Annotated in this window: 16 protein-coding genes, 2 pseudogenes and 1 CRISPR repeat array; of the genes and pseudogenes, 5 read left to right on the top strand and 13 right to left on the bottom strand. The window is 63.0% G+C overall.

From position 1 onward, the window contains the following. Positions 1 to 74: 74 nt before the first annotated feature. From ABF648_RS05810 to ABF648_RS05780, 7 genes are all read right to left on the bottom strand, one after another. A complete protein-coding gene (locus ABF648_RS05810; RefSeq protein WP_415631348.1) occupies positions 75 to 1,286 on the bottom strand; it encodes a LacI family DNA-binding transcriptional regulator in 1,212 nt (403 codons plus the stop codon). Further along, positions 1,262 to 1,693, bottom strand: a complete 432-nt coding sequence (locus ABF648_RS05805) for a hypothetical protein (protein ID WP_415631347.1) — start codon at positions 1,691 to 1,693, stop codon at positions 1,262 to 1,264. Before ABF648_RS05805 ends, ABF648_RS05810 begins: the two co-directional genes overlap by 25 nt. Beyond that, positions 1,672 to 2,466: an HAD-IIB family hydrolase gene (locus ABF648_RS05800; RefSeq protein WP_415631346.1), complete on the bottom strand. Its 795-nt coding sequence runs from the start codon at positions 2,464 to 2,466 to the stop codon at positions 1,672 to 1,674. Before ABF648_RS05800 ends, ABF648_RS05805 begins: the two co-directional genes overlap by 22 nt. Before the next feature lie 77 nt (positions 2,467 to 2,543). Further along, positions 2,544 to 3,422: a PTS system mannose/fructose/sorbose family transporter subunit IID gene (locus tag ABF648_RS05795; protein WP_415631345.1), complete on the bottom strand. Its 879-nt coding sequence runs from the start codon at positions 3,420 to 3,422 to the stop codon at positions 2,544 to 2,546. A 9-nt stretch (positions 3,423 to 3,431) separates the two neighbouring features. After that, on the bottom strand, positions 3,432 to 4,256 hold the full coding sequence (locus ABF648_RS05790; protein WP_415631344.1) for a PTS mannose/fructose/sorbose transporter subunit IIC: 825 nt from the start codon (positions 4,254 to 4,256) through the stop codon (positions 3,432 to 3,434). Between the two features lie 18 nt (positions 4,257 to 4,274). Next, positions 4,275 to 4,766 carry a PTS system mannose/fructose/N-acetylgalactosamine-transporter subunit IIB gene (locus ABF648_RS05785; RefSeq protein WP_415631343.1) on the bottom strand — a complete coding sequence of 164 codons (492 nt, stop codon included), beginning with the start codon at positions 4,764 to 4,766 and terminating at the stop codon, positions 4,275 to 4,277. Then, positions 4,766 to 5,257, bottom strand: coding sequence for a PTS sugar transporter subunit IIA (locus ABF648_RS05780; RefSeq protein WP_415631342.1), 492 nt, complete (start codon positions 5,255 to 5,257; stop codon positions 4,766 to 4,768). The genes ABF648_RS05785 and ABF648_RS05780 overlap by 1 nt, the downstream gene beginning before the upstream one ends. A gap of 444 nt (positions 5,258 to 5,701) precedes the next feature. On the opposite strand from ABF648_RS05780, the gene ileS reads away from it, so the two are divergent. Beyond that, the gene (gene ileS / locus ABF648_RS05775; protein WP_415631341.1) at positions 5,702 to 8,911 is read left to right on the top strand and encodes an isoleucine--tRNA ligase; all 3,210 of its coding nucleotides are present in this window, start codon (positions 5,702 to 5,704) and stop codon (positions 8,909 to 8,911) included. Positions 8,912 to 8,962: 51 nt separating this feature from the next. Next, positions 8,963 to 9,154, top strand: a pseudogene (locus ABF648_RS05770) (hypothetical protein); the annotation flags it as partial. A gap of 60 nt (positions 9,155 to 9,214) precedes the next feature. Here ABF648_RS05770 and ABF648_RS05765 read toward each other — a convergent pair. Beyond that, a pseudogene (locus ABF648_RS05765) lies at positions 9,215 to 10,018 on the bottom strand (Gfo/Idh/MocA family protein); the annotation flags it as partial. 44 nt (positions 10,019 to 10,062) lie between these two features. Further along, on the bottom strand, positions 10,063 to 10,611 hold the full coding sequence (locus ABF648_RS05760) for a DUF1707 SHOCT-like domain-containing protein (RefSeq protein ID WP_415631340.1): 549 nt from the start codon (positions 10,609 to 10,611) through the stop codon (positions 10,063 to 10,065). A gap of 106 nt (positions 10,612 to 10,717) precedes the next feature. On the opposite strand from ABF648_RS05760, the gene ABF648_RS05755 reads away from it, so the two are divergent. The 3 genes from ABF648_RS05755 to ABF648_RS05745 all read left to right on the top strand — a co-directional run bounded on the left by ABF648_RS05755 (position 10,718) and on the right by ABF648_RS05745 (position 15,736). Then, positions 10,718 to 11,992, top strand: a complete 1,275-nt coding sequence (locus ABF648_RS05755) for an aspartate kinase (RefSeq protein ID WP_415631339.1) — start codon at positions 10,718 to 10,720, stop codon at positions 11,990 to 11,992. A 125-nt stretch (positions 11,993 to 12,117) separates the two neighbouring features. Further along, entirely contained in the window at positions 12,118 to 13,797 is a 1,680-nt protein-coding gene (murJ, locus tag ABF648_RS05750) for a murein biosynthesis integral membrane protein MurJ (RefSeq protein WP_415631338.1), read from the top strand. Between the two features lie 100 nt (positions 13,798 to 13,897). After that, a complete protein-coding gene (locus ABF648_RS05745; protein ID WP_415631337.1) occupies positions 13,898 to 15,736 on the top strand; it encodes a phosphatidylglycerol lysyltransferase domain-containing protein in 1,839 nt (612 codons plus the stop codon). A 77-nt stretch (positions 15,737 to 15,813) separates the two neighbouring features. Here ABF648_RS05745 and ABF648_RS05740 read toward each other — a convergent pair whose 3' ends face one another. The 4 genes from ABF648_RS05740 to cas1 all read right to left on the bottom strand — a co-directional run bounded on the left by ABF648_RS05740 (position 15,814) and on the right by cas1 (position 21,905). After that, positions 15,814 to 16,188: a hypothetical protein gene (locus ABF648_RS05740; RefSeq protein ID WP_415631336.1), complete on the bottom strand. Its 375-nt coding sequence runs from the start codon at positions 16,186 to 16,188 to the stop codon at positions 15,814 to 15,816. 10 nt (positions 16,189 to 16,198) lie between these two features. Then, positions 16,199 to 16,525, bottom strand: a complete 327-nt coding sequence (locus ABF648_RS05735; RefSeq protein ID WP_415631335.1) for a hypothetical protein — start codon at positions 16,523 to 16,525, stop codon at positions 16,199 to 16,201. A 278-nt stretch (positions 16,526 to 16,803) separates the two neighbouring features. Continuing rightward, positions 16,804 to 19,837: a CRISPR direct-repeat array (repeat unit 36 nt; unit sequence GCCTCAATGGAGCCCTCGGCAAATACCGAGGGTGAC). A gap of 168 nt (positions 19,838 to 20,005) precedes the next feature. Continuing rightward, positions 20,006 to 20,290, bottom strand: a complete 285-nt coding sequence (gene cas2, locus ABF648_RS05730) for a CRISPR-associated endonuclease Cas2 (protein WP_415631334.1) — start codon at positions 20,288 to 20,290, stop codon at positions 20,006 to 20,008. Between the two features lie 4 nt (positions 20,291 to 20,294). After that, entirely contained in the window at positions 20,295 to 21,905 is a 1,611-nt protein-coding gene (cas1, locus tag ABF648_RS05725; protein ID WP_415631333.1) for a CRISPR-associated endonuclease Cas1, read from the bottom strand. Positions 21,906 to 21,937: the final 32 nt, after the last annotated feature.

Genomic DNA, 21,937 nt, shown 5'->3' with positions numbered 1-21,937 from the left:
GCGACTGCACGACCACCTGCTCCGGAAGCGGAACAGGCTGCGGCTGAACCCAGGTCGCACTGCGTGCGTATACCTCAGTCCTGCGGTGGGATCTCCCCGGATCCTCGAATGACCAATCTCGGCGGCACAACGATGTCGTGGATGGGGGAGATGTCACCGTCCACGCGTGCGACGATTCGTCGAGCAGTCTTTTCAGCGATTGTCTCGATGGCCTGCTCGACAACTGTCACCGGTGGCTGGACGAACTGGGCCATGGGTACGTCGTCGAAACCGACCAGCGCGATCGAGGTGTTCAGCCCCCGGCTCTGCAGGCAACTCACAGCACCCACTGTGAGGTCATTGCGTCCCGTCATGACGGCCGTCACGGTGGTTCCTGCGTCGAGCAGGGAATCCAGGGCCTGCCTGCCTTCTGCTATGGAACGGATGCCGGTGCACAGCAGCCGCGGGTCCGCGGGGACACCGGCACTTCGCAGAGCATCCAGATAGCCATTGAATCGGTCGTTGCTGGACTCGATCGCCGTGTAGTCGCCGAGGAAGGCGATCTTGCGGTGACCTTGATTGATGAGGTGCTCGGTCGCCATTTTGGCACCGAGCCAGTTGTCGGTGGTCACGGAGTCGACCATCAGGCCGCTCGGGCGGCGGTCCACGCAGACCAGGGCCAATCCGGCGTCCACTCTGGTCTGCAAATAATCCTGGCGAGAGCACGTGGGAATCAGGATCAGGCCATCGACACGGCGTTCCAGGAGATCTTGGATGATCCGCCGTTCCTTTTCCGATTGCTCCTCGAGGCTTGCGGTGAACAGTGCATAGCTGCTCAACCAGGCAGACTTCTCCAATTGATGGAACAACCGTGCCGAATAGTCATTGCCCAGATCTTGGAGCAGAATCCCGAGAATCCGGGTTCGATGGTCTGAGCGGCGCAGGGCAGCCGCGGAGGCATCAGGAACGAAATCGAGCTGTCTGATGGTCCGCTGCACACGGTGTCGCATCGTCGACGACACATTCGGGTCCCCATTGACCACCCGGGACACAGATTTGATGCTCACGCCGGCGAGCTGGGCGACATCGCGCATGGTCGACCGGCCGTGTGCCGCAGCAGTCGAAATCTGAGGAGACCTGCCATGGGGGCATGGGTCGTTCCCGTCAGCGCCGAGACCGGCATCCATCTCGGAGACTAGCTCGTCATTGTCGTCGCTGACCGACCCGTCGACCGGACTGTCGTCCGGTGCGTCGAGGAACTCATCGTCGCCGGACATGGCAATCAGTTCGTCTTCGCGTGGGCCCATGTCAGCAGTTCCGAGATTTCGGCTTTACTGGCCGGCCGCAGAGCCTTGTTGTCGGAGAGCATCTGCTCGCCGCGGGCGATGATGAACGCGAGGTATTCACGATTGCCGGTGCGGGTGAACTGTTCCCTGGCTTCGTGCATGTCGGAGAAGTCGCCGATGGCCTGGTGCTCCAGCATCCGCCTGCCGATGAGTGCCATGATGGCCACGACGAGGCAGATGATCAGTCCCCATCCACCGGTGGGCATGTAGAGAAGGCCTCCGACCACCATGAGCCCGGTGACCAGCTTGCTCACTCCGTAGGTGTACCCGGAGGGTCCGTGGTCACCGCGCATCCATGCAGCCGCATCGGCGCGTCGCTCCGCAGCGCTGCGACGGGGCTTGTTGGTTATCGATTCGAACGAGAACATGAGTACTCCTGAAGTAGTTCGTCGATGAGATCGGCGGCGCTGTCGACCGCCTTATCGCACTGGGCGACAAGCTCGGGTGGCGACTTTGTGAAGGTCACCGAGAGATCTGCTTGTTCGTGCATGGTGATGTCGTTCCACGAGTCGCCCAGCGTGATGACTGGTCCGTGGTCCGTGACGAGTTCGTCGAGTAGGTGCCGCAGCGCGGCGCCCTTGGTGGCGCCGGCGGGCACGATGTCGAGGAAGTCCTGGTTGCGGTGCACTGAGACGGCGTCACCCAGGGCATCTTCCAGCGCCTTCCTGATGCGTTGCTGATCGTCTGGTCGCGGGACGAAGACCGGGATGCCGAACAGCGGGCGGTGTTCCAGCCAGGGGACCTCTGCCGGCTGAAATCGGGGAAGGATCGTGGAGGTCGTGCCGACACGATTGAACACCTGGTAGTCCCGCTCCATGTCGGAGGCGTAGAGGGCCACCCTTTCGCCCTCCAGGAGCTTCGCGACCGTGGCCAGGGTGCCCGGTTCGTGTTGTTGGCTGATCAGCGGGTCCAGGTCACCGTCAGCGATGACGGCACCGGTGAAGGCGATGATGTAGTCCGGTCTCGGCAGGCCCTTTTCATGCCAGACATGTCGCACCGCGTCGAGGGACTTGCCAGTGTCCAACACGAGGGTGTTGCCGGCGCGGCACCAGTTCCTCAGAGCTTCCTCGTCCCGCTGTGAGACACCTGAGGCGAAGATGACAGTGCCGTCCAGATCGGTAGCCAGCAGCGAATCCATCATGTCCTGTCCTCCCGGTGCACAGTGTAGGAAAAAGGGTTGGGGGTGAGCGACGGGCGCCACCCACCCCCCAACCGTGGTCAGAGTCCGAGCACTCCAGACCAGTAGCCCAGGATGCCCACCGCGAACATCCCGAAAATGATCCAGATCGGGTTGATCTTCTTACGCAGCAACCACATGCAGAAGAAGGTCAGCAGCAGGGCGACCATGCCCGGAAGCAGCTCATCCAGAACACTCTGCAGAGTCGTGGTGACCTTCGTGCCATCGGTTTTGACATAGGACGAGATGACGAGTGGGAACTTGATCGAGGTCCATTTCGACACCAGAGCACCCATGACGAAAAGTCCTAGGACACTCGCCGTCGCGGTGAGCTTCTTCAACTGGCCACCGCCCAGATCACTCACGATGGACGTGCCGCGTTCGTAACCGAACTTGAAGCCGTACCACCGGACCGCCATGCGGATGATGTTGATGCCCACGAAGAACAGCAACGGCCCGAGAATGGAACCGTTGAGAGCCAGCGAGGCACCCAGAGCGGCGAGCACCGGACGAGCCGTGCCCCAGAAGATGGGATCACCGACACCGGCGAGCGGGCCCATCAAGCCGATCTTCACATTCGTGATGTCGGAGTCCTGGATCTGCTCGCCCTTGGCGCGTTGTTCCTCCATGGCAGCGACGACGCCGAAGATCGGAGAAGCGATCCAGGGTTGGGTATTGAAGAATTCCAGGTGCCGCTTGATGGCCTCTGCCTGGTCATCCTTGCGGTGGTAGAACCGCTTGATCGTCGGGGCGAGTGCCACCGCGACACCGATCGCCTGGAACCGCTCGAAGTTGAAGGAGCCGAGCAGGAAGGTCGAGCGGATGTAAGTGGTCAAGAAATCCCGCTTGGTCAACCCACCCTGGGGCGAAGCCGGTGCAGCAGAGCTGGTGGTATCGGGGGGGAGCGTATCTGTAGTCATTGTTGTTCCTCAGTCCAGTTCGTCGTCGAGGTCGTCGCTGGAGACAGACCCGCCACCTGCCGTGGCCATTTGAGGGGATGCGTCAGGCAGCTTGATCTGGTCGTGGTAAATCGGATTCAGCTGCACGTAGATGATCGCGAACGCAGCGCCCATGATGCCCAGCCCGACCAGGTTGTAACTGGAGAACGCAGCGATGACGAAGCCCAGGAAGAAGAAGGGCATGAGCGACTTCGCGCGCATCATGTTGATGACCATCGCGTAGCCGACGACCACGATGAAACCACCGGCCACCTGGAGGCCCCCGGTCACCACGTGCGGGATGGCCGCCAACGCCTTCTGCACGATATCTGTGCCGGACACCGCTGCCACGGCGGCGGTCGGGATGGCGACACGCAGGCCCTGGAGGGCGAGTGCGCTGAAATGCATCACGTCGACGCCTCGGAAGTTCGCTTGTTCGGCGAAACTGTCGGCCTGATGTTGGAAGAAGACCGCTATCGTTCTCACGAAGATGGTGAGCACTTGGCCAGCGGCTGCGATGGGCACCGCGATGGCGATGCCGGTTGCGATGCTTTGGTGACCGGTGATGACAACCACCGACGCCAGTGTCGAGGCCAGGGCGGCATCGGGAGCCATGGCGGCACCGACGTTCATCCAGCCCAAGGCGATGAGTTCGAGGGATCCGCCGAGGGCGATGCCGACGGGTAGATTGCCCAGCACGAGGCCCATCAGCGTGCAGGCCACCAGCGGGCGATGGAATTGCCGCTCGTCAAGGACACTCGCCATGCCGACCACCAGGGCCACCAGGATGACGAGCACCATTTGCAGGGGGTTCATGGTTTCTCGACCTTTCTGTCAGAGAAGATTCTTCGAGCGGAGTCGCTCGATCATGTCGGAGCGGGAACTGGCGGGCACCTGCTGCACCTCCAGTTCGATACCGCGGGCGGCGAGATCCTTGAAGGCTTCGATCTCGGCCGGCCCGACGGAGACGGACTCGGTGACCCTGGTCATCCCGGAGCTGTAGGTGATTCCGCCCACGTTGACCTTGGTGACGGGAATCCCGGCATCGATGAGCCGAATGACGTCCTGGGGCGTCTCCACGACCACGAGGGTGTCCAGATCGGCGTACTTGGGGTTGTTGTAGACCCGGACCATCTTGTCGATGGACAGCACGAAGGTCTTGATCGGCTCGCGACCCACTTGGAGCAGAAGTGTCTTGCGCAGATTGTCCGCAGCGGCGGCATCGGAGGCTGCGATCATGGTCTGCACTCCGACGGTGTTCACCCAGTTGTTGGCAATCTGCCCGTGGATCAGTCGCGAATCGATCCTCAGTAGTTTGATCTTCATCAGAGTTCGTCTCCTTCGTCGGCACTGGATGCGGAAGTGGTCTCCACGTTGAGCTGTCCGAAAGTGCGGATGCCTGTTGTGCCGGTCTTGCAGGCGCGCTCGACGAGAGCCGCAACGGTGTTGTGCTTGCGGCGTGCTGTGATGGCGTCGATCAGCATCGGAAGATTGACCCCGGTGACGACGTCGGTGCCGGGATGGGTCCCGGCGAAACGTGCGGCGGCATTGAAGGGGCTGCCACCGAAAAGATCTACGAGGAACAGCACATCCGGACCCAGCTTCTGGTAGGCCGCCTCGTACTTGGCGAGCAAATCGTCGGGGCCTTCGGACGCAGTGAATGTGACGGCCTCGGCGTCCTTCGCCGGTCCGGCGATCATTTCAGCCGAGGCGAGCAGCTGGGGCGCCATGGCGCCGTGAGCCGCAATGATGAGGGCAACCATCTTTGGCTTCTCCTGTCGGAATTTTGCGGCTGCAGTGCCGCTGTGTTGTGTCATGAGATTCTGACACGATCTGACAACGTTGTCATGACCGTATCATCACATTTTTCCGGGGATTTTCGGGGTTGGACAGATGTCTGGGTCGGATACGAGGGCGCGGCGGCCCCCACCTGGATGCCACTGCCCCCGGATACCGTGGTGCATTCGGTGGACGCATGTGGGGAATCGATACCGGTCGGGTCCTCCCAGGGTGCTGTCCGGCAGTCATCACAGCCGCCTACAATGATCGGGGTCACACGGCGATGAGGGAGCCATCACTCCGGAGCCGCCAGAAGAACGGTCGGGGAAACCCGGCTCACTAGAACTGGCAGTGGCCTGATGCGAGGGGGAGCGCCCAAGGGCGCTCCAAGAAGGGTGGTACCGCGGGCCGTCCGGGCGATTCGCCTGGATGAATCGTCCCTTCGTGAACCATGTCACAGACCTGGACGACGAAGAGGAAGCATGACCACCACTGCGGACCATTCTGACGCGCTGCAGCCCACCCGCGGTTCTGCCGGCTACAAAGCGGTGCCGGCGAAGCTCGACCTGCCGGCGATGGACCACGAGATCATCGCCTTCTGGGATGCCAACAACACTTTCCAGAAGTCCTGGCATGCCACCGCTGAAGGGCCGCGCTGGAACTTCTTCGAGGGCCCGCCCACCGCGAATGGCCAGCCTGGTACCCATCACATCGAAGCCCGGGTTTTCAAGGACCTGTTCCCGCGCTTCAAGACGATGCAGGGTTATCGGGTGGATCGCAAGGCCGGTTGGGACTGCCACGGCCTGCCCGTCGAACTGGCCGTTGAACAGGAGCTCGGCTTCGACCACAAGAGCCAGATCGAGGAATACGGCATCGCCGACTTCAACGTGAAGTGCCGGGAGTCGGTCAGTGAGCACGTCGACGAATTCGCCGAGCTCACCCGTCGGATGGGCTACTGGGTGAACATGGACGACGCCTACTGGACAATGGCGCCCGAGTACGTCGACTCCGAGTGGTGGGCGTTGAAGAAGATCTTCGACGAGGGCCTGCTGGTGCAGGACTTCCGCGTCACCCCCTACTGCCCCCACGACGAGACCGCGCTGTCCGATCACGAGGTGTCGCAGGGCTACAAGGAGGTCACAGACCCCTCCATCTACGTCACCTTCCCGCTCACATCGGGGCCGTGGGCCGAACGCGGCGCCGAGCTGCTGGTGTGGACCACCACGCCGTGGACGCTGATCTCCAATACCGCCGTCGCGGTGCACCCCGAAGTGAACTATGTGCTGGCTACGGATGGTGAACGCACTGTGGTGGTGGCTGAGCCGCTGTTCGAGACAGTGCTGGGCCCCGAGACCGACGACGAGGCCAGGACCTGGACGATCCTGGACACGAAGCCGGGTGCCGAACTGGCCGGCTGGGACTATCGGCGTCCCTACGACTTCGTGCCCTTCGACAAGCGCGCCAACTTCGTGGTGCTCGCCGACTACGTCACGACCGAGGACGGCACCGGCCTGGTGCACCAGGCCCCGGCCTTCGGCGCCGACGACATGCTGGTCTGCCGCGCCAACGGCCTTCCGGTGGTCAACCCGGTGCGCAAGGACGGAACTTTCGAGGCAGAGCTTCCCCTTGTCGGAGGCCTGTTCTTCAAGGACGCTGACAAGTCGATCCTCACCGATCTCAAGGATCGCGGCATCCTCTTCCGGCAGGTTGACCACACGCACTCCTATCCGCACTGCTGGCGCTGCGGCACCCCGCTGATCTACTACGCGCAGCCCTCCTGGTACATCCGCACCACCCAGCGCAAGGAGCAGCTGCTCGCCCAGAACGAGGCGACCACCTGGTATCCCGACAACATCAAATGGGGCCGCTACGGCGACTGGCTGCGCAACAACATCGACTGGGCGTTGTCGCGCACCCGCTACTGGGGCACGCCGCTGCCCGTGTGGCGCAACGACGAAGACCCCTCGAAGCTGTACTGCGTCGGCTCACGCGCCGAGCTGGCCGAGCTGGCCGGTCGCCCCGAACTGGCCACGATGGACCCGCACAGGCCCTTCGTCGACGAGGTCACCTTCACGTTGCCCGGGCAGAGCGGCACCTACCGGCGCGTGCCCGAGGTGATCGACGCCTGGTTCGACTCCGGCTCGATGTCCTTCGCGCAATGGGGATACCCCTGGGTGGAGGGCTCCAAGCAGAAGTTCGAGCAGCACTTCCCGGCCGACTTCATCTGCGAGGCCATCGACCAGACCCGCGGCTGGTTCTACACGATGATGACCGTGCCCACGCTGGTCTTCGGTGAGTCGAGCTACAAGAACGTGCTGTGCCTGGGTCACATCCTGGCCGAGGATGGCCGCAAGATGAGCAAGCACTTGGGCAACATTTTGCTGCCCATCCCGCTGATGGACACTCACGGTGCTGACGCGGTGCGCTGGTTCATGGCCTCCTCGGGATCACCCTGGTCAGCCCGGCGGGTGGGCGACACCACCCTGCAGGAGGTGGTGCGCAAGGTGATGCTCACCTACTGGAACACCGTTGCCTTCCACAGCCTGTACGCCCGTGCCAATGACTGGGTGCCGGTCGGCCAGGCCCCGGCAGCCAGCGAGCGCCACGTGCTGGACCGCTGGCTCGCCTCGGCCACACAGCAACTCGTCGTGGATGTCACCTCCGCCTTGGAGGCCTTCGACTCCCAGCACTACGGCACGCTGATCAGCGGTTTCGTCGATGAGCTGTCCAATTGGTATGTCCGTCGTTCACGCCGTCGCTTCTGGGACGGCGATCCCAGCGCGTTGTGGACCCTGCACGAAACTCTGGAGATCCTCACCAAGCTGATGTGTCCGCTGGCACCCTTCATCACCGAGAAGGTCTGGCAGGACCTCTTCCGCCCGACCGTGCCCGGTGCGCCCGAATCGGTGCACATGACCAGCTGGCCGAAGGCCGATGTCTCGCTGATCGACACCCAGCTCGACGAGTCGATGGAGGTGGCCCGCCGACTGGTGGAGGTGGGCCGTGCGGCGCGCGCCGAGGCCAAGGTGAAGACCCGCCAACCACTGTCACGGGCACTGGTGAGTTCAGCCGCCCACGCCCAGCTGAGCGATGCGCTGGTCGCCGAGATCACCTCGGAACTCAATGTGGAACGGCTCGATTCGTTCCGCTCGGCCGGTGATGTGGTCGAATACTCCGCCAAGGCGAACTTCCGCGCGCTGGGCAAGCGCTACGCCAAGCAGACCCCTGTGGTGGCCAAGGCCATCGCCTCGGCCGATGCTGCGGAGTTGGCTGCCGCCTTGACGAAGGGCACGACCTCGCTGGAGGTGCCCGGAGTGGGCGTGGTCGAGTTGAGCGCCGACGACGTGTTCATTACCGAGCGTCCACGCGAGGGCTGGTCGGTGGCCGATGTCCAGGGCGACACCATCGCGCTGGACCTCACCTTGACCCCTGAATTGATCAGCGCCGGGCGTGCCCGCGAGGTGATCCGCTTCGTCCAGGAGTCGCGCAAGGCGGCCGGGCTGGATGTTTCCGACCGGATCTCCCTGTCGTGGGCCACGAGTGACGAGGATCTCGCCGAAGCCATCGAGGGTCACGCCGAGTTCATCGCCTCGGAGGTGCTGGCCATCTCCATGCAGCACGCCGGGGAGCCCGGCGAAGGCTGGCGCACCGACGAGGAGGGCGCCCTGGCCGTGCAGTTGGCCAAGGCCTGAGCCTGGGCGGCTCGCGCCGATTCCGTCGGCACCCAGCTGTGAAGACCACATGTGCGGTCCGTGTTCGGCTCAAGGCCTCCGCGGAAGGCGGACATCTGGGGTCGCGCGGAACGCCGATGCTCAGAAGCTCGTGTCGTCCTCAGGCTGGTAGCCGAGCTGGGCGAGGCCTTTCGTCATGGCATCGGACACAGCGATCGAGTCGTCGAGCGGCAGCAGCGGATGCTCGGTCAGGCCCTCTTCGAGTGCCTCGGTGACCGCCTTCAGCTCGACGCGGTATCCCTGTCCCTCGTAAGGTCGGTCGATGATCTCCGGCTCGTCCGTGCCATGGTGCACGATGACTTGCCGGGGATGATGGAAGCGGGGGCCGACCTCGATGTAGCCCTCGGTGCCGCAGATGATCATACGTCCGGGTCCATATGTGCTCAGGCCGCAACTCAACTGGGCGAACTGGTCTGAGTGATAGCCGAGCTGCAGGGATTCCGCGGCGTCGGTGCCGTTGGGGAACAGATGCCCCGTGCACTCCACGGTTGCAGGTGAGCCCAGGAAGTCCTGCGCGAAGTGCAGCACGTAGACCCCGAGGTCGAGCATTGCGCCACCGGCCAGGCTGGGTGCGAACAGCCGATCCTTGGGGTCAAAGTCGCGGTGCGCGAACAGGTCGCCCTGGACGGCGGTGAGTTGCCCGATCCTTCCGGAGTCCACCACCTCGTGGGCGGTCCGGGTGGCGGGCATGAAGCGGGTCCAGACGCCCTCCATCGCGAACACACCCGCTGCCCTGGCGGCCTCGGCGACCTCAGCGGTGTGGGCAAGGGTGCAGGTCAGGGACTTCTCGATGAGCACTGCCTTGCCTGCGGCGATGGCTGCGAGCGCCAGCGCATAGTGCTGGGGATGGGGGGTGCCCAGGTAGATGATGTCGACGTCGGGGTCATCAATCAGTGCCTGGTAGCTGCCGTGGGCACGAGGGATCCCGAATGTGTCTGCGAACGCCTGTGCCCGGTGCTCGCTCCGCGAACCGACGGCGCTGATCTCAGCTCCCGGGACACTCTTGAGCTCGGATGCGATGGTGTGGGAGATCCGGCCCGGACCAGCGATACCCCAGTGGATTGTCATGAGTGCATCCTAATTCAGATTGTGCAGGCCGCTGCCCTCCAGTGTCATTGCTGGTGGTGGCCCCGATGGTCGCCGTGCCGCTCGTTCCACTCGTTGCGGCGCAATTCGTGGCGGTCCTCCCGCTCCTGACGACGCAGCTCGTGGCGATGGTCGCGGGCTTCGCGCTGCTCAGGGTTGTCGAAGAGCCCCGACCTCAGGGCGGGCAGCAGGAAGATGGGAATGAGGATCAGCCACCAAGGGGCGCCCGCCATGATGGCGATGATCGCGGCGGGCCAGGCCAGTGCGACGGCGATCTCCATGCCCCGCCTCGCGGGTCGGTTCACGCCCGCAGGGACCGGCGCCGCTACGCGTGACTCCACGGCGCTGCCGGGGCCGACCTCGTCGCGTTTGGGAGTGAACAAGCGACTGTCTGGGTCGCTGGGCAGATCGGTGAACAGCGGCATGAGTTCGCTCCGGGTGTGCGCGGCCATGGCGGTGCTCATCCGGTCCTCGAATTCCGCGGCGGTCAGCCTCCCCGCGGCGTAGTGCTCGCGCAGCCGCGAGACGGCCTCGTCCCGCTCGGCATCACCGATGCGCATTTCCGGTATGTCCACCCCACCCATGCTAGGCGAGGGGGCTTCGGCGACCGGTGCCAAACCATGTCGAGGCACAGCATGGCCCGCCGGTACAGTTGTCCAGACAGCAGCTCGAGGGGAATTCATGGCCAAGATCGTCCAGAAGTACGGCGGATCGTCGGTACAGGACGCGGAATCCATCAAAAGGGTGGCCCGCAGAATCGCGCGATCCCGTCAGGGCGGCAATGATGTCGTCGTCGTCATCTCGGCCATGGGTGACACCACCGATGATCTGATGGATCTGGCCCTCGAGGTGAGCCCCCAGCCGCAGCCCCGTGAACTGGACATGCTGCTCACCACCGGCGAGCGGCAGTCCGCCGCGCTGCTGGCGATGGCGCTGAACGATCTCGGTGTGAGGGCCCGTAGCTACACCGGTTCCCAGGCGGGCGTCATCACGACCGGCCGGCATGGCAACGCCCGGATCATCGACATCACCCCGGGGCGCATCGAGAATTCACTGAGCATGGGCAATGTGACGATCGTCGCAGGCTTCCAGGGTGTCAGCAAGAGCACCAAGGACATCACGACGCTGGGTCGCGGCGCCTCGGACACGACCGCCGTGGCGCTGGCCGGTGTCCTGGGCGCCCAGTACTGCGAGATCTTCACCGATGTCGACGGCGTGTTCACCGCGGACCCCCGCATTGTCCCTTCTGCACGCCAGATTCCCCAGATCTCCTATGAGGAGATGATGGAGATGTCGGCGTGCGGCTCCAAGGTGTTGCACGTGCGCTGTGTGGAGTGCGCGCGGCGTGAGAACATCCCCGTGCATGTCCGAAGCTCGTTCAGCGACAATCCAGGCACGTGGGTTTTGAGTCACAATGACATGGTGAAGCAAAAGCAGATGGAACAGGCTGTGATCACCGGGGTGGCCTCGGATCGCGGTGAGGCGAAGATCACCATCTCCGGCGTCCCCGATCAGATCGGCAAGGCGGCGCGGGTGTTCGACATCGTGGCTGCCTCCGACATCAATGTCGACATGATCGTGCAGAACATCTCCGCCATCAGCACCGGCCGCACCGACATCTCGTTCACCCTGCCGATGAGCGACGGCAAGAAGGCGGTCGACGCCCTGAATGCGGCGAAGGGTGAGCTTGGTTTCGAGGACCTGCTGTACGACGACCAGATCGGCAAGGTGAGCGTCGTGGGTGTCGGCATGCGCACTCATCCCGGTGTGACCGCCAAGTTCTTCGATGCGCTCGCTGTCAACAAGGTGAACATCGACATGATCTCCACCTCAGAGATCCGGATTTCGGTGGTGGTCGAGGTAACCATGGTGGACAAGGCGGTGCAGGCCGCTCACACCGCCTTCGGGCTCGATACCGAGGGTGAGGCCACCGTGTACGCGGGAACGGGGCGTTGACCTACCGCCCTCGGCGGGTCGCAGGGCAGGGCCCGAAGCGGTCCTTGCGCGAGCAGCCGCCCGAATCGGATTCCAGCGCGGCTTCGGAATCGGAATTCGAACCCTTCCTCGGCCAGCCCGATCCCATGGCCGAGAAGTTCCCGGCGTCCGAGGAGGGTCAGCTGGACGCCGAGATCGACGCCTCCGACCACAAGAATCTGGGCCGTAATTCGGCTCTGATGGCCAGCGGCACCCTGGTCAGCAGGGTGCTCGGCATGGTCAATGCCATGCTGCTCGCCAAGGTGGTTGGCCAGGATCTGGCAGCGGAGGCATTCCGCTCGGCCAACACGCTGCCGAACTTCATCCTTGTGCTGCTGTCCGGCGGCATCCTCAATGCGGTGCTGCTGCCCCAGATCACCAAGGCCATGAAGCGCGCCGACGGCGGACGCCAATTCGTCGACCGGCTGCTCGGGATCGCTTTCGCGCTCATCTTCTTCGTGGCCCTGCTGTCCACGGTGGGCGCGGGCGCGCTCATGCAGATCACGGACCTCAACGGTGCTGCCATGCACCTGGCGATCGCCTTCGCCTATCTGTGCATGCCGCAGGTGCTCTTCTACGGAATTTTCGCCATCTTCGGGAATCTGCTGAATGCCCGTGGCTCCTTCGGGCCCTTCGGCTGGGCCCCGGTGGTCAACAATATGGTGGCCATCGGCGGTGAAATCGTCTTCCTGCACATGTGGGGACAACAGTCCGATCCGACGGTGTGGACACACGAGATGGTCCTCGTGCTGGCCGGCAGCGCCACCCTGGGCATCGTTGCCCAGACCCTCGTGCTGATCCCGGTGCTGTACCGCAGCGGATTCAGGTGGCGTCCGCGCTGGGGGCTGCGCGGCTACGGCTTCTCCAAGGTCGGGCGCTTCGCGGGCCTCACCTTCATCGCACTGTGCATCGCGCAGGCAGGCGGCCTGTACGTGATGCGGGTGTCCACCGGCATGCTGGGCCGGGCTGCCCCGGGGGAGTACGTGGCCGGTTACGCCGCCTACCAGAACGCCATGATGCTGTTCCAGATGCCCTATTCGCTGATCGCGTTCTCACTGCTCACGGCGCTCTTCCCGCAGCTGGCGAGGGCCTGGCAGCGCAGGGGTCCGGTGGGTACCGGGCTGGGAGACATGCGCCAGATCATCCGTCAGGGGTTGACCCTGCCAGCCGTGGGCATCATTCCGGCGTCCATGGTGCTCATCGTGCTGGCACGACCCTTGGTGCGAGGCATCTTCTGGGGCCTGAGGCCCTACGAGGCTGCCGCCACCGCCAATGTGCTCATGGTCATGGCCCTGTCGACGATGGCGTACACCATCGCGACATTGCAGCAGCAGTACTGCTTCGCCACGGAGCAGGGCGGTGCCAATCTGGTGATGCAGTGCCTCGCCACGGTGGTGCAGGTGGGTTTCGCCGTGTGGGCACTGTTCGTCCCGCCGGCCTACGGCGTGCTTGTGATCTGCCTGGGCATGCTGGTGAGCAATTCAGTCCTGGCATTTGTCTTCCTGGGCTTCGCCTATCACCAGGTGGGCGGCCTGGATCTCGGCTCGGTGGCTTGGCTGCACATTCGCCTGGGCCTGGCCTCGATCGTGGGCGCCGTGCCCGCCATCGCCGTGCAGTGGGTGGTTCACAGATGGCTGGGCGATGCGCTGATGGGCCAATACCTGCTGCTGGTCGTCGGTGGGCTCTTGTTCCTGACAGGATTCATGGTCGGCGTGAAGTTGTTCCGGATCACCGAATTCCAGACCTTTGCGAGGCGCATACTGAGCAAGCTGCATCCGGCTCACTGATCCGCCACGCGGTTGTGCCGGATCCTAGGGGCTGCGCGGCCCGTGTCAACGTCTCTTATGCTGGCTGGTGAATCACGATCAAGATGGGGAGGAGGCACAGGTGCGCAGATTCGGTGGTTGGTTGACCAGCCCCCCCGTGTTGGCCTTCCTCATCGGTCTCATCGGCGTCATCGACCTGTTGAGTGCGCTCACCGCACCCTTGAAGTCTCGGTTGCGACTTGTCGTCAACTTGTTCAGCCCCACCACAGTAGGCCTGGCGTCGATCGCCACGGCCATCATCGGGGTCGTGCTCCTGGTGCTCAGTCGAGGCCTGCTGCATCACAAGCGCTCGGCTTGGTGGGGAGCAGTCATTCTGGTTTCCGCATCGGTCCTGCTCAACATCGTCAAGGGCCTCGATGTCGAGGAGGCGACGATCGCCCTCGTCCTGCTGGTGCTCCTGCTGTGCGGGCGGAAGAATTTCACCGGGATCCCCGATCCTCTCAACCGCCGCACCATCTGGGGGACTGTCATCGGGGCACCGCTGGCCGGGGTGGCTCTCGGCACGGTGCTGATGACCCTGAACCACCATTCCCAATTGCCCGGCACGACCGTGACTGATCGGATTGTCCAGGCCGCGCTCGGGATGATCGGTGTCGCCGGTCCGGTGCAGTTTCACACTCCGCGGGTGGAAGAGCGCTGGGCACTGGGAAATCTGATGATCGGTGCTGCGGCCATCGCCGCGATCCTGGTCGTCGCGCTGCGCAGCCCGGATGGACCGCACGATCTGCGCCCCGATGAGGAGACCGAGCTGCGCAGTATCGTCGCGAAGAACCCGAGGATCGGGTCATTGGACTACTTCGCCACCCGGCGGGATCGCTCTGTCATCTTTGCCCCTTCACGCCGCGCGGCCATCAGTTACCGCGTGGTGGGGGGCGTGTCCCTCGCTGGTGGGGACCCGCTCGGGGAACCCGGGCAGTGGCCCGATGTCATCGACACCTGGCTGGCGGAGGCGCGGCGATACGGCTGGCTGCCCGGTGTGCTTGCGTGCGGTGAGGAGGCCGGCAGGATGTTCGCCGACCGTGGGCTGGAGGTGCTCCATCTGGGGGATGAGGCAGTCATCGATGTGGCCGGCTTCTCCTTGCAGGGACGCAGCATGAAGCCGGTGCGCAATGTGGTCAACCATGCCAGGCGGGATGGTGTGCAGATCGACTGCGTGCACGCCCGGGAGCTGTCCTCGGTGGAGGCCCAGGAAGTGCGCGTCCAGGCCGATGCCTGGCGCGACGGTCCCGTGGAGCGCGGATTCTCGATGGCCCTTGGGCGTTTCGGCGATCCGGCCGATGGCGACTCGGTACTCGTGCGTGCACGCGTGGAGGGAACCCTGATGGGTCTTCTCTACATGGTTCCCTGGGGCCGCGATGGCCTCTCGCTGGATTTGATGCGCCGCAGACCGGACTCGCCGAATGGCGTGGTCGAGTCCATGGTGGTGGGCCTGGTGGAATGGAGCCGACAGAACAAGATCGCCCGGATCTCCTTGAATTTCGCCGTATTGCGCGATGTCTTCGAACGGGGGGAGCAGCTCGGTGCCTCGGTGGGTACCAAGATCTCCTATTCAGTGCTGCAGTTCGTCTCGCGCTTCTTCCAGCTCGACAGCCTGTACCGCTCGAACCAGAAGTATCAGCCGAGCTGGTTGCCGCGCTACATCTGTTACGGCCCAGGAACACTGTTCGACGTGGGTATCGCGATGATGCGGGCCGAGGCATCCCTCACCCTGCCCAGTTTCGGGCGAAGGGGATTGACCAAGTCTGGCGCTGCTCCTGCTGAACCACGCTCCGTGTCATCAGGCGATGTCTCGCCCGGCGATGAATCGGTGGAAGATCCCGCGATGGCTGACTCTGAGGAGTTGCCGGTCAACCACTCCGCCATCGCATCCGACGGATCGGGCCCTCGACCCACCGCCTGAGGGCTCGTGTGTCGAAACATCGCCTGCCCGCACGTCCGGCCCGGCGTTCGCCAGGCATGCCCGCGGCCGGTGGATGATCAGTACCTGGCCCGACGATGGTGGACAGCCCAGGTACTCAGCCCCGCGACAGAGGGTATTTCGACGATGGCCGCCATCAGAGCCGCCTGTCTGCGTTCCCGGCCTGCCCGGGAGGTCACCAGATCTAGCAGGGCATCTCCGGCGATGATGACGGCTGCCCCTGTCGCCCACTTCGCGGCATGACGCGGCCTGAGGTTCGCGGTGTTGGCGAAGCCCATCAGGGCGGTGAATTCGATGGTGTCCACCAGCAGCCACTTGCCCACATGCTGAGGGCGCACCCCGCTGTGTTCGGGGAAACAGGCCATGATGCCCATCCACCCGGCCAGCCCGGCGGCCGCCGTTGCTGCCGCGATGCTGACCGCCTTGCGATGCATGGTGCCGACCTTATGCGTTGATTGCCGGGACATGAGGGTGTCCCACCTGATGTTTCAGCGCTGTTCTCAGCAGGAGGAATCCTGCCGGCAGCTCGACCAGCACCGCAGTCGCCACTGCCAGCAGCGTGTCCCCGGTGGCCATGGAGAGGGAGATGTCGCTGGCGGCATCGCAGAACAGCAGGCTCGCAGTGAGCATCGAGGCGATGGTGAAGGATCGCGGGTGGTGACGCGCCGTCAACCCGATCAGCACCAGGCCCACCAGTTCGGCGCTGTCCAGGCTCAGCCAGAACGGCAGTTCAGCGAAGGTGGTGCCGGCCCAGGTCGGCCAGAGCGCCATGAAGGTCATCCACGAGGCCAACACGAGTGCGGCACAACCCGCGGCTGTGCCCACCAATCGACACGAGATCTTCATGATTCCGAGAGTGCGTGCGCCAGATTCGCGGATAATGTGCGTAAGCTGTGTGTCGGCTGGGAGTCATCGGTCGCTGGGGAAGCCGTGCAAGAGGTTTTCACAGGGCGCCGCTCTCACGGCAATGTGAAGTGCAAGGAGTCGAGTTATCCTCTCAATGTTGGCATCCGCTTGATGGCCTGCCTGGAGTCCTTGAGCGCTGAGTTGTTCCAATGGAGCCCTCGGCAAATACCGAGGGTGACCCCCAGCGACTACCGGTGGTCGGCCACCGTCACCGCGCCTCAATGGAGCCCTCGGCAAATACCGAGGTGACGGTGAAACTGATCGGGCCCACCCCGGCAGATGCAGTGCCTCAATAGAGCCCTCGGCAAATACCGAGGGTGACCCGGATGAACGACACCTACCTCGTCGACCTCAAAAGCCTCAATGGAGCCCTCGGCAAATACCGAGGTGACTGGCCGGGGTAGTTTGGCCGCGGTCGTGGTCAGTTCTTGAGGCCTCAATGGAGCCCTCGGCAAATACCGAGGGTGACTCGTGGAGGCATCCGACCCGGACTTCTGCGTGTGTTTCCCGCCTCAATGGAGCCCTCGGCAAATACCGAGGGTGACCGTGGCGGGCCATCACCAACGTCAACAACGCCCAGCCGCCTCAATGGAGCCCTCGGCAAATACCGAGGGTGACCAGGCAGCCCTACGAACGTCGCCTTCGAGTCACACCGCCTCAATGGAGCCCTCGGCAAATACCGAGGGTGACCCGGGATGGTCCGGGTCGTCCGGGTCGATCGGGGCGCGGGTGCCTCAATGGAGCCCTCGGCAAATACCGAGGGTGACGAGCCTGCCGAGAGGACGATCCCAGGCCAGTTGAAATGCCTCAATGGAGCCCTCGGCAAATACCGAGGGTGACGGCCCACTGCACCTCGTTGGTCCACCGCACCGTCTTGTGGCCTCAATGGAGCCCTCGGCAAATACCGAGGGTGACCGGCAGCGTCGAGCAGCCAGTCCAGTTGGATCTCGCCGCCTCAATGGAGCCCTCGGCAAATACCGAGGGTGACAGCTTGAGGCGCTTGCTGCGGGGCTCGGGGTTGATCCTCGCCTCAATGGAGCCCTCGGCAAATACCGAGGGTGACCAGGCCGCCATGGGGCAGGCTCAGGCCTCCGTCGAGCCTCAATGGAGCCCTCGGCAAATACCGAGGGTGACTAGGTGGGCTGTATGGCGGTGACTGCGCAGGCCAGCGAGCCTCAATGGAGCCCTCGGCAAATACCGAGGGTGACCGAAGGTGGCGCAACATGAGCGACGAGAAGATCCACATCGCCTCAATGGAGCCCTCGGCAAATACCGAGGGTGACACCTGCCGAATACAAGGCATCGGTCAATGTTGGAAGGCCTCAATGGAGCCCTCGGCAAATACCGAGGGTGACTGCCGTACTCGGTGCCGTACTCGGCTAAGAGTCTTGCGCCTCAATGGAGCCCTCGGCAAATACCGAGGGTGACATGAAGGAATTCCTGGCGCGTCCGCGTCAATAACTTCGCCTCAATGGAGCCCTCGGCAAATACCGAGGGTGACCCGATATCCAGAGCACGGGCAAGGGCAGGCTGAATCGCCTCAATGGAGCCCTCGGCAAATACCGAGGGTGACGCCTCTTGATGCTGTGACGTTGGCGTTCTATGCGGCGCCTCAATGGAGCCCTCGGCAAATACCGAGGGTGACGCAGCTCCGCCCGGACGCCAACCTCGCCATCTACATGCCTCAATGGAGCCCTCGGCAAATACCGAGGGTGACAAGCGACGCCTCACCGAACTCAGCGCAGCAGACATGCGGCCTCAATGGAGCCCTCGGCAAATACCGAGGGTGACCTGGTCTCCGGGCATCGCGAGGACCGCCGCTCCGAGGCCTCAATGGAGCCCTCGGCAAATACCGAGGGTGACGCCAAGATCTACACGCACATCGCCCACGGATTCGGGCCTCAATGGAGCCCTCGGCAAATACCGAGGGTGACCCATCCACCCCAGCTGAGCTCACCGCCCATCCCGGCGGCCTCAATGGAGCCCTCGGCAAATACCGAGGGTGACCGAGACCGACGCCGTTAACACTCCACGCCTCATGTCGCCTCAATGGAGCCCTCGGCAAATACCGAGGGTGACGCCGCGCCCCTCATCTCCGCCACCCTCGTCCAGTTCACGCCTCAATGGAGCCCTCGGCAAATACCGAGGGTGACGCGGCGATGACGGGAAGGCTTTTGTGATGACTAAGAAGCCTCAATGGAGCCCTCGGCAAATACCGAGGGTGACGTGGGTCGAGCATGTAAGGCGACTCGCTAGGGTCGTTGCCTCAATGGAGCCCTCGGCAAATACCGAGGGTGACTCTCCGATGCTGCCGCAGTCAATCCGCGCGAAACCGTGCCTCAATGGAGCCCTCGGCAAATACCGAGGGTGACCTCGTCCGCGGCCGCCACGTATCTGACGAAGTTCTCGCCTCAATGGAGCCCTCGGCAAATACCGAGGGTGACGTGGCGTGAGCAGGTTGCCGAGGGTGCCGCTCCTGCTGCCTCAATGGAGCCCTCGGCAAATACCGAGGGTGACCGGGGCGTTCTCCTGGCAGGTTGACACGGTCGGCAGCGCCTCAATGGAGCCCTCGGCAAATACCGAGGGTGACTCGCGAGATCGTGGCACAGCGAGCCAATGGCCAATGTGCCTCAATGGAGCCCTCGGCAAATACCGAGGGTGACCTCCCCGATGTACACCGACCGCATCGACGGTCACCAGGCCTCAATGGAGCCCTCGGCAAATACCGAGGGTGACTCATCTGCCCGAACGCGGATCCGCCCAGGGCATCCTCGCCTCAATGGAGCCCTCGGCAAATACCGAGGGTGACGTCACATGCGGGCGAGGATGTCCTGGCGTTTCGCGGCGCCTCAATGGAGCCCTCGGCAAATACCGAGGGTGACCAACTCACTGCAAGACCAGGTGATTGATCTCAGCAAGCCTCAATGGAGCCCTCGGCAAATACCGAGGGTGACCGCCCACGGTCGCGTGGAGTATCGCACTGCAATTCGTGCGGCCTCAATGGAGCCCTCGGCAAATACCGAGGGTGACGAGTGCGAGTATCAGCTGTCCGGCCATTCGGTGACGGTGCCTCAATGGAGCCCTCGGCAAATACCGAGGGTGACGACCGTATATAATCCGTACTTCATTGATTGGGACATTGCCTCAATGGAGCCCTCGGCAAATACCGAGGGTGACAGCTGTCTGAAAGACCAGTCGTTGACAAGTATAGATGCGCTCCCATGGCGAGTGGGGGTACCGATCGGTCGGGATTCCGAGGTTACCGCTATGGAGTTGTCATTCTCAACAGGCCCTTGACAAGGCATCGAGCAGCTGCGCGTGGAGCATGCAGCATGGGGCCGCTCGCTAGAGAATCTGGGGGCCGGTCCTCGGGAAGGACCGGGAAGCACCGAGCACATGAACGACATCATTTGTGATCTTGCCAAGGTCGATATATATCACGGAGTCCGCATCTGTGGACATGATCTGAAGGATGGATTGTTCCCAGAGGATCAGTTCTCGTTGGCTGAGATCACAGAGAAAGAGAGAGTATTGCAGCCGAGTTCCGGTGCCCTTCATGAGATCGATGACGCGGCGCAGCCGTTTGTCATCTCGGATGTCGTATGCAATGAGATATCTGTTCCGAGCCATGTTGTCACCTGGTCACTACCGGTCTGTAGGTGTCTAGTTCTCCTATCATGACTGCGGCGAGCATCCGTGCTTGAATATCGATTGTTCGGCGGTAGCTCAGTGAGTATTTGAATACTGGGTGGTGCAGTTCTGTTGACATTCGGTGCTCGTATGCTGCAATAATCTTCTTCCTACCAGGATTAGTCAGACTGCAGCCGATTGTTGTTGTCTTGAAATCAGTCAGATTGATCCTGTGCGAATTGATCACGCTGATGACTGTGGAGTCGGCAACGAGTGGGCGAAATTCTTCTGCAATGTCCAGCGCCAATGAAGGTCTACCGTATCTGTTTCTGTGCAGAATGCCGATATATGGATCCAGACCTACTGCAAGGCAGGCGGAGACCACGTCTCGAACCAACAATGAATAACAGAAGCTCAGCATTGCGTTGATCGGATCGAGCGGCGGCCTTCGGTTTCTGCCGAGAGCATCGAAGAGGGCCCCAAAATGGTTGGGGGAGGCGAGCATCTTGGTGAAATTCTGGAAGTAGAGCCTGGCGGCGGCCCCTTCCACACCCAGGAGTTCTCCCAGAGTTTCGGCGCTTCGCGCCTGGTCGGCGAGTCGCCCCAGAGAATCCAGCGTCCCCACTGTCTCTGTCTTCGCATTGCGGCGCAGGAGTGTGCGCTGGTTGCGGATCTTCCCCTCGATCATCGGTCTGGCCAAGGCTCCTCCTTGGCTGTTTGCGGCCACTTGACGTCTTCTGAGTTCGGAGTACTTGCTGGGGCGCCCTTGCGCCCAGCCATTGAGCCACCCACCAAAGGAGAACCAAAGAACAGTGGCTCCATGATTCCACAATCGCGACAGGGCGTCGGTTGTCACTTGCACGTGCCCGAATACACACAATGCAGAAACGTCTATCAGCCGAAATTCTCCGAGGGTCTCTTTGTTCTTCGTGACCCGCAGGCTCCCGCTTCGGACCCCGACCACCGCTCCTTGTTCAGTGACGTACAAGGGCGCCTGATCGGGATTCTTCGGAGTCAGCCGGCGTGGTGGGGCCGTGCTCCTGTCCAGCAGACAGTTGACCTCGTCGGGCAGGCATAACCCGACGAGGGAGCATCTGGGACATCGGGCGGAGTTCACCAACGGTGGTGGGGGTTGCAGTGCTGCGGCTGCGGAACGGGCGCGACCAACCAGAGCAGTCACCTCCTCAATCAGATCGGCAGTCCAAGGGATGGTGACACGCTCATGGGTTGCGCGATAGTAGAGCTCTGCGGAAGAAACTCGGTACCCGGCCTTGTGCAGTAGCGCCGCCTGGACGAGTGCTTGGGCCCTGTCCGCAGGCCACGGTTGACCGTCCTGCTGGGGATGGCCCACCTTGTAGTCCACCGATGAGCAACATCCGTCATGATGATCGACCCGATCGATGATCGCGGTGACCCCGAGCTCCTGGTCTGACAAATGAACCGATGTCGTGATCAGTGGCGGCTCCTCCGAATCCGGCGAAGGCATCTGGCCTCCGCGAGAGTCGACGGAGGAGTGGGCAACGTCTCCCCTTGCTGTGTCTGTATTGTCGTTCCAGCGAGAGTCAACCCACTCCATGTAGTACAGGCGCGGGCAATAGACGAATTCATTGATCATACGTGCCGGAAGCAGGACAGGTGCCTCCCAAG

The sequence above is a fragment of the Propionibacterium sp. genome (assembly GCF_047719395.1).
GTDB lineage: Bacteria > Actinomycetota > Actinomycetes > Propionibacteriales > Propionibacteriaceae > Propionibacterium.
This window is presented reverse-complemented; position numbering and strand designations above follow the sequence as displayed.

Coding starts and splice junctions, on each gene's coding strand:
- ABF648_RS05735 (WP_415631335.1), bottom strand. CDS start 16,525: ATGGCGCTCTGGCCGACCTGGGCCGGCACCACCTTCGCTGAACTGCCG.
- ABF648_RS05795 (WP_415631345.1), bottom strand. CDS start 3,422: ATGACTACAGATACGCTCCCCCCCGATACCACCAGCTCTGCTGCACCG.
- ABF648_RS05740 (WP_415631336.1), bottom strand. CDS start 16,188: ATGCATCGCAAGGCGGTCAGCATCGCGGCAGCAACGGCGGCCGCCGGG.
- ABF648_RS05785 (WP_415631343.1), bottom strand. CDS start 4,766: ATGAAGATCAAACTACTGAGGATCGATTCGCGACTGATCCACGGGCAG.
- ABF648_RS05805 (WP_415631347.1), bottom strand. CDS start 1,693: ATGTTCTCGTTCGAATCGATAACCAACAAGCCCCGTCGCAGCGCTGCG.
- ABF648_RS05810 (WP_415631348.1), bottom strand. CDS start 1,286: ATGGGCCCACGCGAAGACGAACTGATTGCCATGTCCGGCGACGATGAG.
- murJ (WP_415631338.1), top strand. CDS start 12,118: ATGGCCGAGAAGTTCCCGGCGTCCGAGGAGGGTCAGCTGGACGCCGAG.
- cas2 (WP_415631334.1), bottom strand. CDS start 20,290: ATGGCTCGGAACAGATATCTCATTGCATACGACATCCGAGATGACAAA.
- ABF648_RS05780 (WP_415631342.1), bottom strand. CDS start 5,257: ATGACACAACACAGCGGCACTGCAGCCGCAAAATTCCGACAGGAGAAG.
- ileS (WP_415631341.1), top strand. CDS start 5,702: ATGACCACCACTGCGGACCATTCTGACGCGCTGCAGCCCACCCGCGGT.
- ABF648_RS05755 (WP_415631339.1), top strand. CDS start 10,718: ATGGCCAAGATCGTCCAGAAGTACGGCGGATCGTCGGTACAGGACGCG.
- cas1 (WP_415631333.1), bottom strand. CDS start 21,905: ATGATCAATGAATTCGTCTATTGCCCGCGCCTGTACTACATGGAGTGG.
- ABF648_RS05800 (WP_415631346.1), bottom strand. CDS start 2,466: ATGATGGATTCGCTGCTGGCTACCGATCTGGACGGCACTGTCATCTTC.
- ABF648_RS05790 (WP_415631344.1), bottom strand. CDS start 4,256: ATGAACCCCCTGCAAATGGTGCTCGTCATCCTGGTGGCCCTGGTGGTC.